Annotated in this window: 8 protein-coding genes; 1 reads left to right on the forward strand and 7 read right to left on the reverse strand. The window is 61.5% G+C overall.

The window, feature by feature from the left end:
* Nucleotides 1-15 precede the first annotated feature (15 nt).
* The 5 genes from JQ639_RS20905 to JQ639_RS20925 form a co-directional block, all read right to left on the reverse strand.
* Complete coding sequence (locus JQ639_RS20905) at nucleotides 16-1,218, reverse strand: MFS transporter (RefSeq protein WP_211968187.1); 1,203 nt, start codon at nucleotides 1,216-1,218, stop codon at nucleotides 16-18.
* An 859-nt stretch (nucleotides 1,219-2,077) separates the two neighbouring features.
* On the reverse strand, nucleotides 2,078-3,952 hold the full coding sequence (locus JQ639_RS20910) for a TerB N-terminal domain-containing protein (protein ID WP_211968188.1): 1,875 nt from the start codon (nucleotides 3,950-3,952) through the stop codon (nucleotides 2,078-2,080).
* 168 nt (nucleotides 3,953-4,120) lie between these two features.
* Entirely contained in the window at nucleotides 4,121-4,750 is a 630-nt protein-coding gene (locus tag JQ639_RS20915; RefSeq protein WP_211968189.1) for a PP2C family protein-serine/threonine phosphatase, read from the reverse strand.
* Between the two features lie 112 nt (nucleotides 4,751-4,862).
* Nucleotides 4,863-6,338: a helix-turn-helix domain-containing protein gene (locus tag JQ639_RS20920; protein WP_211968190.1), complete on the reverse strand. Its 1,476-nt coding sequence runs from the start codon at nucleotides 6,336-6,338 to the stop codon at nucleotides 4,863-4,865.
* On the reverse strand, nucleotides 6,335-9,781 hold the full coding sequence (locus JQ639_RS20925; RefSeq protein WP_211968191.1) for an AAA domain-containing protein: 3,447 nt from the start codon (nucleotides 9,779-9,781) through the stop codon (nucleotides 6,335-6,337). The genes JQ639_RS20920 and JQ639_RS20925 overlap by 4 nt, the downstream gene beginning before the upstream one ends.
* A gap of 383 nt (nucleotides 9,782-10,164) precedes the next feature.
* Here JQ639_RS20925 and JQ639_RS20930 point away from each other — a divergent pair, with 383 nt between their 5' ends.
* Nucleotides 10,165-10,779: a hypothetical protein gene (locus JQ639_RS20930; protein WP_211968192.1), complete on the forward strand. Its 615-nt coding sequence runs from the start codon at nucleotides 10,165-10,167 to the stop codon at nucleotides 10,777-10,779.
* Here JQ639_RS20930 and JQ639_RS20935 read toward each other — a convergent pair.
* Entirely contained in the window at nucleotides 10,733-12,274 is a 1,542-nt protein-coding gene (locus JQ639_RS20935) for a Dyp-type peroxidase (protein WP_211968193.1), read from the reverse strand. The genes JQ639_RS20930 and JQ639_RS20935 overlap by 47 nt on opposite strands.
* The gene (locus JQ639_RS20940; RefSeq protein ID WP_211968194.1) at nucleotides 12,271-13,875 is read right to left on the reverse strand and encodes a DUF8225 domain-containing protein; all 1,605 of its coding nucleotides are present in this window, start codon (nucleotides 13,873-13,875) and stop codon (nucleotides 12,271-12,273) included. Before JQ639_RS20940 ends, JQ639_RS20935 begins: the two co-directional genes overlap by 4 nt.
* Nucleotides 13,876-14,079 lie beyond the last annotated feature (204 nt).

Genomic DNA, 14,079 nt, shown 5'->3' on the forward strand with positions numbered 1-14,079 from the left:
TCCGCCGCCGGGAGGTCACGCCTCCGCCGACCTCGCCGCGCGCCGGTCGCCCTTGCCTTCGAAGGCGACCGCGACCAGCCAGATGACGAATCCGGCGAGCGCCAGTGCGCAGCCGACCCAGCCGGTCGACGTCCAGCCATAACCGGCGGAGATCGCAAGGCCACCGAGCCAGGGCCCGAGCGCGTTGGCGGTATTGAACGCCGAATGATTGAGCGCGGCCGGAAGCGCCTGCGCTTCGCCGGACACGTCCATCAGCCGCGTCTGCAGCACCACACCGAGCGCGCCGCCGAGGCCGATGAGAAAGGCATCGATCATGACGGCCCAGATGTTCGATGCCGCGAAGGGAAACGCGGCCAGCGCCACGGCGCTCCAGATCAGCAGCCCACCGGCCGTCGGCATCACCGCGCGGTCCGCGAACCGCGGGATGACAAGATTGCCGATGGTGAGGCCAAGGCCGAACGCTGCCAGCACCACCGGAACGAACGCGGCGGAGACCTTTGTCACCTCCATCAGGGTCGTCGCCGTGTAGGTGTAAACCGCAAACAGGCCGCCGAAGCCGATGGCGCCGATGGCAAGCGTCAGCCAGACCTGTCCGCGCATCAGCGCGCTCAACTCATGCAGCGGGCTCGCCTTGGGATCGGGCCGATCATGCGGCGCGCACCATGCGATCAGCACGAAGGTGGCGATCGCCAGCGCCGCGACGACGCCAAAACTCCAGCGCCAGCCGACCGCCTGCCCCAGCCAGTTGGCGAGCGGAACGCCCAGCACGGTCGCGATGGTCAGCCCCAAAAACATTTTTCCGACAGCCTGGGTGCGCTGGTTGAACGGAACCAGCGACGCCGCCATCACCGCCGCGGCGCCGAAATAGGCGCCGTGAGGAAAGCCGCTCAGGAAGCGAAACGCCAGCATCCAGCGATAGCTCGGCGCAAAACCGCTCAAGCCATTGCCGACGGCGAACAGCGCCATCAGCAGCAGCAGGACGTTGCGCCGCGCCATGCGCGCGGTGAGCACCGCGAGCACCGGCGCGCCAACGACGACTCCGAGCGCATACATGCTGATGACATTGCCCGCCGTCGGCTCGTCGATGCGCAGATCGGCGGCGAAATACGGCAACAGGCTCATGGTCGCGAATTCGGTGGTGCCGATCGCAAAGCTGCCCACAGCCAATGCGAACAGGACGAAGCCGATCCCACCGGGAGCGGCACTCTGCTGATCCATCTTGTTTCCGTATTTCTTGATGGCCGGCCTTGTGCCCAGCGCCTGCTCAGCGGAACGGCACGGCAGAGCGGCGATACGACCACGCGTTGACGGTATTCACATGCGGGTTTGCCCGAGATGTGCGCCGAAGCGTAGAGCAATTTGCGCGTGCCACGCATGCAATGCGGGTTGGACAGGTGTCATTCAGCTGAGATCGGGAGTTGAGAGAGGAGGATGCTCAGGGCGTGTCTGGAACGGCCGGTGTCTTCAACAGAATGGGCATCAGGCCGGCGAAGGAACAGCGGAGCGTACACATCAAGGTATAACAATCCGATCCGCCAAGCAGGGATTGCTCAGAGAGCAGACATAATGCGCGTATCTTTTCAAGAGTGTTGCGATCGGTAATGTTGTCGACATCGTCGCCACGAATATTGTGATGCGACCTGTCATGATTTACGTCTTGGCTTCGGCAAGGACGCTGGCATCCCCGGCAACGACGCCGGCTCTTTCACCGAAATCCTGAAGACAAGTCAGGTTTTTCTGACCGCGTCGCGCGTCCTCGGCGGACTCTGCTCGATCCTTGGCGGGTATGTTGCGGCGCGCGTTGCAAAGCATGACGAAGCGCTGAACGGGACGCTGTCGTCGATCTTGTGTGTTGGCTTTGGCGTTTATGCCGCGATCAACGGCTCAGGCCACCTTTGGCTGCATTTGCTCTACATGCCCCTGAGCCCCGCGCTCGGCGCGGCCGGAGGCTATCTGCGGTCGCGGCAAACCGCGCGCATCGCTTGATCAAACGGGGCGTTAGATCGGAACTATATTCAGGAGAGCAATCCTGCGAACCGCGTCAGCGCGCGGAGCAGGATGGTGCCCAGGGGCAGAATCAATCTTTTCGCCTATCCACTTGGAATAGCGTTGGTTTTCCATTGATGGGGCTCCAGTGTGCCCACCAACGTACCCAGCGCTGGTGGGCGAGCCAGTAGCGGACGGGCGCTACAGTCGTCCGACCGCCCGTCCTTCGACTGCGTAGGCCGGTGCTCGCGCACGCTGTCTTTCGGTTTGCGGAGTCCGTGAATGGGATCGGTCGTGATGAGCAATCCGACGGTTCGCGTATTCGTGCGATCGTGCGCTGGAGCTCCTCGTAGGATGCATCTCCGTCAGTTGCGGCAGCCAGCACCGCGACCTCGACTTGCACCCTTACGGCTCGGAACGATGCCCGCGCCGGGTCGACGGGACCACCGTTTGGGGCCTTGAACACGAATACCTGTTCGTCGGCACGCGGGACGCTGCTTCCATATCGGCGGTCGGGCTCGATAGCCACCCCAATCGAATCCAACACACGTCCAAGTTCGTCGGCAAACGCGGCCGAGATCTTACCGTCCACGGGCACTTCGATTCCGGCCATTTCCAGCAGTATCTGCGCCGTGCTGCTTCCGCGTCCGTGGTCGCCCATGACGGCTTCAATGCGACGCCGGAAATCGACGACTGCACCCGCGGTCGTGCTTTGTTGCAGATCGGCGGGCAGCAATTTCGCCGCAGCCATCGAGTTCCTGGCCGAAGGCTTTCGGCCGACGAAACGGCTGAAGGCGTCCAACTCGTCGGTGCAGTCGGTCACCAGCTTTTGCAGTCCGGGCAACAGTTTCGTGACGCGGGCCACATCGATGTGCTGCTCGTGCCGGCCGCTTACCGCCACTTCGAACGCACCGCTTGCCGCCCGGTAGCGCAACGAGATCCGATCCCGGCCGTCCACCGAAAGGCCCGCGGGATAGATGCGATCAAACGGCAACCGCCACAGCGCGACGAACTCATCGAAGCAACGGACTCCCGGCGTCCTCAAATACGTGTCAGGCACCGCAAGAGCCCAGCGCAATGCGTCTTCGGCCGACAGCGCAGGCGTCTCGACAAGGCGGTCGCCGAGGTAGACACGAGTGGACAGGTCCATCTCGGTCCCGCCGCTCCGCTCCGGAGAGAGCCCGCGCAATTCGGGGCGTTCACCTTGTGCCAATCTGGCGAAATCGAGGAAATTGCTCGCGTAGCCGTAGAACGAACTGTTAGCGCCGTAGATCGCCAGAAGCCTCTCGACCTCTCGGACAAGCAAGGGCGCGTCGTCGCCTGCCTCCAGGAACAGACGGTGCTCCAGACCGTATAGGAAGATGAACACCAGCCCGATGCCGTAGGACGGATCCCGCCTGCCTCCGGCCATCCAATCGAGGAACGCAAGGCGGGCCCCGGGAGAAATGTCGGCATAAGACGGCCAGTAGGGCATCGAGCGGCCCTCGACGTCTGCCGATCCCGAGGCCGAAAGTCGCGGGTTGATGGAATATTGGCGAGTGGCGCCTTCCGCAAGCGGCAGCCAACCGCCGCAGTAGAACATCCCGGTGGATAGGCCGGTACTACCGAATTTCACGGTCTCGCCGCTCCGGATCAACTGTGCGGGCGGCAAGCGCTCAACGGGTCCGGAGGGAGCCTGGGTGCGGATCCGGAGCCCGGTATCCAAGGGCGGTGGCCTGAGACCGGTAGGATCGCCACTTTTCGCCGACCTCGCACACGAGAAGAGGAAACGCATGGCAATCAAGCCGCAGATCAGGGCTAGGGCCCCGACTGCCGCCGCATTCTCCACCGTAAAGCGATAGGCGGCCGATACCGCGGCGACCATAGCGCCGAACAATATCAACAGGATCGTTCCGCCCGACGAATTGCCCCCGCCACCTAGCAATGAAAACCCGTAAAATAATATCGCCGGTTCCGGCTCGTCCAATGGACGCGACTTTCGCACGACACACAACCATAGGGAAAGGGTCGGGTCTCGGCAATTCGGACAATCGGCCGTTCCGTCGCGGACACCTAGGCGGTCTCTACTCCTATGAAGGCACTCGGGAGATAAACGCCCAGATCGTCGGGAAGTCGATTACTAGCTTCATTGCGTTCAACTGACGCTCGGCGCGATCTTAGCTTTCGTACCGATTACGACGACGGTGATGTTGTCCTTCCCGCCGGCATCGTTCGCGGCTGTCGCGAGGTGTTCTGCCGGATTGGTGGTGGGCTCGGCGAGCAAAGTGGCAATTCGGCTCTCTTGAACCATGTCCGTCAGACCGTCCGAACAAAGCAGTACGCCGACGTGATCCTCAAGCCGAAAGCGTCGGATACGGGGAGTTACCGGCTGTGGCGTCGCTGTCCCGCCCAGCGACTGAGTGAGTGCGTGCCCGCCTCGACGTCCCCGATCTCCGCCCAATGTATCATCCCGGCTCAATTGGAGCAGCTGACCACGCCTGAGTTCGTAAGCGCGACTGTCTCCGACGTTGAAGGCCAGGGCTTCATGATCGAAGAACACTACGCCGACGATGGTCGAGCCCATGCCGGGCCTGCCTTGGCCCGAATACATGGCTTCGAACAATTTTCGATGGGCATTCTCGATCATCGTAGTGACGTCGGCTTCTTCTCGCACGTTCTCGATCGATCCTGCGATCGTCTCTATGACGATGCGGCTGGCGATCTGGCCGTCCTCATGTCCGCCCATGCCGTCGGCGATCACGGCCCAGCCGTGATCGCCAGCCATCGTTCCGGACCAGCTTTCCACCGGTCCGGCACCTATCCGTTTGTCCACGAGATACAGATCCTCGTTCGCGCATCGAACGCGGCCGACATGCGTTGCGGTCCAAACGGGTCGGTCAGTTGCCATTTCGTCTTACCGGGCGACTGCTGCTACCGCGCACGATGCTCCTGATCTCTTCCACAAACTCCCGCTTGCGCGTCACGACTCCTTGCACGCGCATAAATCCCGTCCGGCGGGACGCTTCGCCGAAGAACGGTCGCGTTGAGATGACGGCCAGCTCATCGTCCTGCACCAGGAAGAAGAAGTCCTGCTTGCCACTTTTGCGGAGCGTCAATCCGGCCTTTGCGGCGCGACGGGCCAACTCCCAAAGGGGATCGTATTTGCCGCCGCTACGCGCCTCCGTCGGCGTCGCCAGGTAGGATTCGATCTCGATCTGAACACCTCCTCCGATCAGCAGATCGATTTCGCGCAGTCTGGCCGGGTTGACGATGTGAGGCTTAACGCCGGCACTTGTGATCACCAGCGATTTGCGCGCCTTCTTCAAACCGATATCGAGAAGCTCGGTCTGCTCGTAGCATGCGAGGGGACGGACTTCGAAGGCGTCCATATCTCGCCTTGCGCTTTTCAATCGTTCCTCTGCCGTAGCCAAGGCGACGGCGACGGGATCCGATCTCCGCAGAGACGTACCGGCCGCCGCCCGTCGGACGGCATCGATCTCCAACAGCCCATCGACCTCCAGCTTGCGTGCCGCTTTCATCGCGTCTCGACCGGCCATGCTTTTGTACATGGGGCGACCGATCATCTTTTCGAGCTTCTTGCTCAGATCGTTTTCCGCGATCGCGCGCACGAAGCCCATTTTCTTTGGCCCGTCATGCTGGGCGAAGGCGAGTTCGTATGCATCGGACAGCTTGTCGTCGATGACGAACGCGACCTGGACCTCGTCTGACTTGTCCGCCGCGTAGACAAGCGCGACGCCTTCCCGAAAGAGGCTGCTGCGCCTCACGATGCGTTTCAGCGAAAGCACTGTGCGCCGGAAATCCTCGCTCTTCTGCCGACGGATGACTTTCGAAATCTCCGGGATTGCCAGATCGTCGACTCCAGGCGCCTCCGCTGGGTACGGCCGGATCTGAATCGCCCCGGTTCCTTGAAGCATGGCTGGACGCACGACGCTCTCGCCTGTCAGACGCAGAGGCATTCGACGCACGCCGTCGTAATCGACGACCACCATCTCTTCCTGGGGGACATCCAACCGATCGACGAGCAACCGCGACTTTCCGGCGTCGGTGAGATGGAATTCGTCGGCAACGTCGCTGTTGGGTTCGCGTGCGACGTACCCGTCGGAGATCAGCATGTTCATCGCGCTGACGACTACGTCGAGCTTGAGGCCGAGCATCTTCGCGACATCTACTTCATGCGTTTCGCCGAGATCCAAGCAGCGCAACGCGAATTCCTGGATGGTCGGCATGAAGCGGGGAGACATCGTGATCGCCTCCAGCGTCAGCCGAAAGATCGGCAGTCCGACCTCGCCGTAGTCGACGAGATGGAAACCCTCGCGGAACTGGAATTTTCTCGCTGCGAGCTCCGGGGTCACTGCAATTCCTCCACCGTGCAGGTGCTCTCGTTGTTGTCGATATGGTCGATCACCGACTTGAACGGATTCTGGCCGCGAGCGTTGCGGCAGAAATAGTTGTCTCCGACGATGAGGAGACCGCTCTTGCCTCTTGAAAGCGCGACGTTGAGCCGGGGACGTTCGCGCAGGAAACCGAGGCTCTTCTGATCGTTCGATCGGACGACCGAGTAAATGCAGATGTCGGCCTGCCGCCCCTGGAACGCATCCACGCTGGAGCAGGCGACATCGAGAGAGGGCCATTCGGCGATGCCGCGCTGGACCATCTCGCTGAGGAGCTTCACTTGCCCCGTATAGCCGGACAGCACCGCGACGGAGATGCGCTCGTTCTGCCCCTTGGCGACGAACTCGAGGCGCAGCAGGATCTGGCGGATCTGCGCGACCTCAGTGGGATTCGTGTAGGTCAACCCATCGCGCTCCTCGAATCGGGAATCAAGATTCTGGGTCGAGTACCACGTTACGGGCTTCGGGAAGGCCATCGACAGTTTGAGGCCATGCGATGTCACCGGACTCTTAAGCTTCTTCTGGTAGAAGCAGGCGCTTACGAGATCGCCGATAGCCTTGATCATTCTGTACTGGTTCTTCAAACCCGCGCGGCACCCCGCGGGAAGGCCCGCGTGCTCGTCCAGCAATCGGTCAAGCAGGGTCGCCTTGACCTCGCCGACCTCGAACTCGTCAAGCAGCTCGTCGCTCAACTGCTCGAAGAAAGGCGGAAGCTGCTCGGGGTCTCCGACAACGATGGATCGTTTGCTGCGGGACAGCGGAATGAGGATTTCGGTCGCGGTCGCCTTGGAGGCCTCGTCGACGACGCAGAGATCGTAGCCGACCTCTTCCATGCCGCGGACGCCGGCGATGCCGACGCATGTGCCGGCGATAATCTGGGCTGACGACAGCATAGCCGTGTTGAAATCCGACGAACGGCCGACCCTCAGCAGCCAGTCCTCCAGCAACTTCAGGCGATCGCGGCATGCAGTGATCATCGGCGTGTCCGCGAGGAAATGCTTGGCCCACTCGCCCAGTTCGTCGGGGTCCTTCGACTGGGACAGGTATGCGGCGTATTCGCCCATCTTCTCCATTTCGGAGCGCAGGTCCTTCTCCTGCGCCACCGCCTGCTTGAGCGCCTGCTTACTGATGCCGATCTCGCTGTCGATCTGGGTGGTCTCCTCCTCGACCTCGCCCTGATCGGCGGGTCCGCCGGCGGTGTCGGTGCCTGCCTTCTCGACGCTCACCCGATCGGCCTCCTGCCTAGAGATAGCCTCCCGCAGGCCCTTCTGAACCGCAAGCAGCTGCAGGAGACGCTCAACCTTCATGCCCAGCGCCACGGCCTCGCGGTCCACGTTCTTCTCAGTGGCCCACCTTTGCATGTCCGCCTCGGCGGCCTTGCGTACCTCCTTGATCCAGGCTTCGACACGCTTCTCCAGCAGGAGCTTTTGGCCGAGGTCGGAAATGCGCGTTTCGTCGCTTCGTCCGATGCGGATCATCTCGAGCGGCAGCCCCGTTTCGGTGATCCGCTCCAGCACGTTGTCGAGGGCGATGTGGGTCTGCGACGACAGCAGTATCCTGTGGCCCGGATGGCGCTTCAGCCATTGAACCACGATTTCCGCGATCAGCTTCGTTTTCCCAGTCCCGGGAGGGCCCTCGATTGCGAGAATGTCCTGCACGCCCAGCGCCTTAGCCAGGATCTCCTTTTTTTCCTCGTCGAAGTCGTCGCTTGTGGGAACTACGTCTTCCACCTTCTCGACCGGCTCCGCCGTCCGCGGATCGATGATGATGCCCTTCAACCGTTCGCTTTCGGCCCTGTCGTAGAGGACAGCATCGAGTGCGGCGCTCTGACGGTCGAGCGCCCGCTGTGCCGCCAACGTGTTGATGGCAAGCTCTCCGCGTCGGGGCAGCCGAGACGCGTCGCCGAACGTCACGTTCAGCAGTATCTTGTTGAAGGCGACCGCGGCCACGGTGCCCGTCAGCCGTCCTCCGGACGGGATAGAGATCACACGTTCCTGGCCGACGAGGTCCTCGGTCTGCGCGATTTCGGTCGTCAGCACCACGCGATCTTCTAGCACGTTCCGATCGACGTATTTGATGGCGCTCGTACGCTTCGCTTCGAAATCGGCCCGGTCGCGCAGGTAGCCGCGCCAGATGCGGAAGATGCGCTGGCTGGATTTCGCCTTGCGCTCCTCGGCCAGCTGCCGCTGGACCTCAGCTGCCTCGGCCAGAAGCAATCCGAGCTGCTGCCCGGACGTCTCCGGATCGCGCGGCCGCTCGAAAGTGAACTGCATCGGGCGGGTCAGGCAGCGCTCCCTTAGACTGGTGGCGAGAGACGCGTCCACTTCGAGCACGTTCGCCAGTTCGAGGACTTCCTTATGGCGCCCGCTGAAGCGGCAACGAAACCGCCATGTCGCGCCGACGAGGTCGACATCGGCCTTGTCCTGCCCCGCCGGCACGTCGCCCGGCATCAGCCCGGCGACCTCGCCGAGCACTTCCAGCACGAAGCGTTCCGCGTCCTTCCGCTCCTGCAGCTCCATCCGCGAGCAGATCCTCGACTGGACCAGGGACGATAGGGACAGGTGACAAAGCGGAACGGCTGCCGTCTCGCGCCTAGTCTCCTCCTCAGCCCTTTCGATCTCGCTAAGAAGCGCCGAAGCCAGCGGCGGTCGCTTGGAAGCGTCCCTGTGGAGGCATCGCTCCAGGATGGCGCGGATGTTGTTCGGCAGGGCCGCCTCCTGCAGGGCGATATGCGGATCGTCCTCGCGGTCGAAGTTCCTGCCCGTGACGCACGACAACGCCACCGCGGCGAAGGCATAGCAGTCCCGGGACAGAATCGTTCCGGCGGTGTCGGCCTCTGCCGGAGTATAGCCTTTGGTGTAGTCGAACCTGAACGTGGGACCCTTGACTGGCGCCCAGCTGCCGGCGTTGTCCAATAGCTTGGCGATCCCGTAGTCGGCGAGCTTCGGCACGCCGTCCGTGGACACCAATATGTTCTTCGGCTTGATGTCGCGGTGCGCGATCTGCTTCTTCTGGCCGTAGATCACGGCATCCAGGATCGGGCGACCGAAACGCCGCAGGAAGTCGTCCCAAGTGCCGGCCCCGTCCCGTTCGATCACGGTGTCCAGATTGTCCGGCAACCATTCTAGAACGAGGTACCAGTTGCCGTCGTTGTCGCGGTCGACCTCGATCATCTCCACGATATTGGGATGGCGCAGGTCCTGAAGCATTTGCACTTCGCGCCGGAACCCCTCCTTCGCGCGTTCGTCCTCCGGGCCGAACCGCATCCGCTTGATGGCAACCATCTTGCTCTCGACCGGATCATACGCCTGGGTCACGATGGCCTGCCCGCCCGGTCGGACGATCTTCGTCGATAGGATGTATCGGCCGAGCGTCTCAGGCGGGGTTGCGGGTTTCGAAGCCATGGCGATGTTGATTCCATACCCGGCGGCAGCGCCCTACGCGACCGCGGCGGGGAGGCGACCTATAAGCGGGCGGCCTTCCTTTTGAAAGGGCCAAAAACAAGGATTCGACCGATCGGACGGTCGATAGCGTCTGCAGTGCGACTTGGATCGCGGCCGCGACGACCGCTGTCGACGGCACGCCGAGACTGCGGCCGGCGATCATCAACGCCCCGCAGCGATCGATGCGACCGGCGTCGACGAGCTCTTGAAGCGCCGGGAACGCCCCCGACGGCAAGATCGTCAGGGAGAATACGTATGTTTGGATCTACGAAGACGACGAGGTCTCGGACGAATCCACGAGGGACAACTCCGAACTTCGTAAGACGCATGGGAGCATATCGGACGTGCCGTACGAGACTCCGACCGATCCCCGGAAGTATGGGTACGACAAGGTCATCGACCGCTTCTACTGGAAAAATGGAAGCAAGGTGGAGATCGCGCCGCTTCAGTACCGGATATACCCGAACCTGGCGAGATTCATCAATGAAGAGCCTAGCAAGGGGCATTGGACGCCCGAACTCGAAAATCGGAAACACGTCTCCGGGCGACAAGCTGCTCGATCAAGCATCCAAGCGGTGGCTTCGGGCAATGGTTCGACAGAAGTTGCCTGCTTCAGACAAAGGCGGGGACGGCTCGCTAGACAAGCTCATGAAGCTGACTTCGCAATGAGCCGCATGCGTCGCGGCCGGCATAAAGCGCGCAATGCGACGCGTGAGACCGCTTTCATAAAAGCGATGCGCGTCAACCGTCGAGGCGCCGAGGATCGGGGCGAAGTCCAAAAGGAAGCCGAGATCATCGTGTTCGACAGCGATGCGGAAAACGCTCAATTCGTTGCTTGGCAGAACGCGCACCCCGGAGACAACCCCGCGTTGCCGGTCACATCGATGTCGACGCGCCACTTCACGACCGCCATCAGGCGATTGCGGGTGACGGCGCGAACAGAGAATTTAGCGTCTTAATGCCAGGTGCGAAAAAATACCCCGCTCCCGTAGCGCGAACGAACTGTCCGACAAGGTTAAGGCTCTTCAGCTCTGCGCCAATGAGCGCAGCTAGGTTTCGACCGCCAGGCGGCGATGGCCCAATGACTGGGTCGATCCCGCCCGGGATGGGACGAAGCGGGTCCTTCACCCATTCAGTCATCAGTCGGTAGAAGCCGTGTTGAATCGAGGTCTGGTAGCTCATAAACATCAGCCCGCGATCAGCACCGTCCTCCACGCCCGTCCAGTCAGGTCCGAACGGCACACCGCGACGAAGCATCTGGCTACTGAGCGTGCTGCCTACGCCGCCGAAATCGTGACTCTGATCTCGCGGGTTCACCTTTCTGATGTGTCCGAAGAAAGGGCATGACTTACCCAGAGGATCGGGAGTAGCCCCCGGAAACGCGTGGTTGCCATCAGCGTCGGCCAACGTCGTCGGCGCGATGGGCGAGACGAATTTGAAGCCGTTCCGCTTATAGAAGTCGGATGAGATAGTTGGGTCTTCTCGATCTGGAGAAAGCGAGACGGGCGTCCCGTCCTTCCATCGCCCGACGCATCTGGCTGCAGCCTTCTCCGTCGACCACGTGACGCCCGTAGCCGTCGAGAATTGCCGGGCAAGATCCGCCATCGTTTTCCAGAACAACCCTACGTCTTGGCTCAAGCGTCGGACTACAAGAAGCGAGCCATTGCGCAGGAATGGGTCGCCACCGACGATGTCGCCAGCATGCTGCATGTCGTCGGGGTTGAGGCCGGGATAGCCGAAGACGAACTGCCCCGGCCAGGTGAGTCGCTGCCCCGGGCGGGACCAAAGCAGACTCTGAGGATCCGCGTCACTGTACGCCCGCGGCGTCAGGTAAGTCTCGTCATCTATCATGCCGCGGACGCCAGGTTGGGAAATGCCGTCAACGAAGCCGAAATGCTCCGCGTCGCGGGCTATACGGCGGCCGCAATCGTTGACCAAGACGGTCACTGCATTCCCGAGCAGAGCGAGATAACGAGCAGCCGTCGCGAGAACCTGATGCTCGTCCGCCGAGGCGATGAGGACCAGAACGTCCGGTTCTCGGTCTGGTGTATCGCCGAAATGCCAGCCCTGCGGCTTACCCTTATCGTCGACTTCGTCTCCCAACGCGCTCGCGCTGCCGCCGGCGCCCATGTGGAAGATCGGATCAAGGACCTTGCCAGGATCGGCTCCCAATTTCGAAAGCCCGCTCCCGGACAAGGCCATGGCGACATTCGACGCCGTCGTCGCGACCGGCACTTTCCCGGCCAACGCGGCGATGCGCCGCTGCGTTTTGGCACTGGAAGACGAACGCACTGGCGTGACGTCGAGGGCTATCGTCCGCAACGCCGTCTTCGCTGCATCAAGCCCTTCCGGCGTCACTTTTATTCCGAGCAAAAGCTCATAGGCTCTGCCAAAGCCGGTCAGGATGTGGCCTTGGATGTCATCGGCGTCGAGGCGTGGTTCCTGGATACTCATTGGAATTTGGCGCGGCTCGGCGAGATTGGCGGCGCTGATATGACTTCGTTCCCCACGGGCGCAGTCGACGCCTTGTCTTCGGTCGCCTTCGCTACGAACGTCGGATCCAAGTCAAGTTTCACTTCGAAAGTGCTGATGTGCCCCGCGAGTTGAGCGGCTGGCGCTGCAAGAGGGACTTCCTGCAGCCAGTCATCCGCTTTCGCCTTCGCGCAGGACGGCACCTCCTTGGGATCGAACGTGCCGAAGAAGCCTGGACTAGTCGGGTTGCGGCAGACGAGATTCGGCTTGCATCCTTGGGAAGCCTTGTCGGCACCGCCGTTCTTGACATCGGCATACAGCGACATGGTTATCTTGCGCGCCACTTGACCTGCACGCTCAAGCAACCGATTGTCGATATAGCAGTCTCCGAGCGTCCAATCAGCGCCCGCCGGAGCCTCAAGCTTGAGATGAAGCTTGCGTGGATGCGCCGCATCCGTCGCGTCACCTCGCAAGATTGTAAGCACATCTGCCTCAGCCACAGGAACACGACCTGTCGGCGTTTGACGCTCAAGCTTCGAAAGATCGATCGACGCAATGTAAAGTCCTATTGGGTCGGTCAACGACACGCGGTTTCCCGCAACGACCTGGAGGCCAACCTGTTCGCCAATGTTTGGATCGCTACTTCGATTGATGCCGCCATATCCTGCGCACGCGATGCGCGTCAGTGCGGGATCATCGTCCAAATCCGGGCGCGGTCCATCGATGTCCGACTGCCAAACGTTCGAAGCGCGGGCTGCGAGATCGATCTCCGCACCAAGGGTGTTCGCCGGGTGCGTGAGATGGACTGCGCCGTGGGTTGAGTTCCACTTGTTGAATTTGTTGTAGCCTCCCTTGCGGGCAAACTTCAGCCACCTCGCCACGCCGTTGGCATTCTCTCCGTAAACCACCACATCACTGGGATAGAAGATGTCGTCCCTCTGAACGTCATTGCCAACCAACATCTTGTAGAGGCCGAACACGAGATCTGGCTCCTTGTCAGCGAGATAGGTCCAATATTCCGGCGGCTCGGCGGTAAATGACAGGCGGACAAGTTTTCCTCGAGTGTCTCGGTCGGCGTGCCACTCGCAGTATTCGTCTTGTTGCCGGTAACACATCGTGATCTCGGCGCCCGTACCTGAACCCAGCCGCGCCCGGCGCGCAAGTTTCTGTTGATCCACAGGCAGAAGGCTGACGAGGTGCGCGGGAATTCTGTGGAGCTCCGGCTTCCCGTCTTCGTCTGGATACCAGAACATCAAATACTCAACGACAGTATCCGCGGTCGCCTCGGCAAGCGCCTGCTTCGCCGGCGTCGGATCTGCTAGTACCTTATGCCAACGATCAAGGGCTCGAGGAAATCCGTTCCAGGGAATCGGTGCCGTCGCGTCGCCGTGATCCTTACGAGTGTCGAAATAGTTTGGACTCTTGTCGAATGCGCCCGGCACGTGTTTGCCGTCTTCGTCATAACCTTGGAGATTTTGGACTAGGTAGTCGTTCCAGTTCTGCGCGAGATCCTGTGGCGCCGTGTTCTTAGCATCCTTGAAATCAGTGGTACCGATATCGGCCGGTGTGCGAAGTAGCATCATAAATTCCTCCCAAGTTCGAAAACGGCTCGCAGATTCAATTGGCTTTCAAATGGCGTCACAAACAGGCCCACACGAGTTTCGCGCCATGCAGGTAACAACTATCGGGAAACAGTAGGCCACTAAACGCAGCGGTTGTGAAGCCTGCAAACGCTCCGAACATTAGCTTTCACGGCGTGGGTGGTGGACAGGCAAGGAAATCGTCGC

Origin of the sequence: Bradyrhizobium sp. U87765 SZCCT0048, from assembly GCF_018131225.1 — a bacterium.
Lineage (GTDB): Bacteria > Pseudomonadota > Alphaproteobacteria > Rhizobiales > Xanthobacteraceae > Bradyrhizobium_A.

What these genes read in the sequence shown, in the direction of transcription:
- JQ639_RS20905 (WP_211968187.1), bottom strand. Translation starts at nt 1,218, where the DNA reads ATGGATCAGCAGAGTGCCGCTCCCGGTGGGATCGGCTTCGTCCTGTTC.
- JQ639_RS20915 (WP_211968189.1), bottom strand. Translation starts at nt 4,750, where the DNA reads ATGGCTGGCGATCACGGCTGGGCCGTGATCGCCGACGGCATGGGCGGA.
- JQ639_RS20925 (WP_211968191.1), bottom strand. Translation starts at nt 9,781, where the DNA reads ATGGCTTCGAAACCCGCAACCCCGCCTGAGACGCTCGGCCGATACATC.
- JQ639_RS20940 (WP_211968194.1), bottom strand. Translation starts at nt 13,875, where the DNA reads ATGATGCTACTTCGCACACCGGCCGATATCGGTACCACTGATTTCAAG.
- JQ639_RS20935 (WP_211968193.1), bottom strand. Translation starts at nt 12,274, where the DNA reads ATGAGTATCCAGGAACCACGCCTCGACGCCGATGACATCCAAGGCCAC.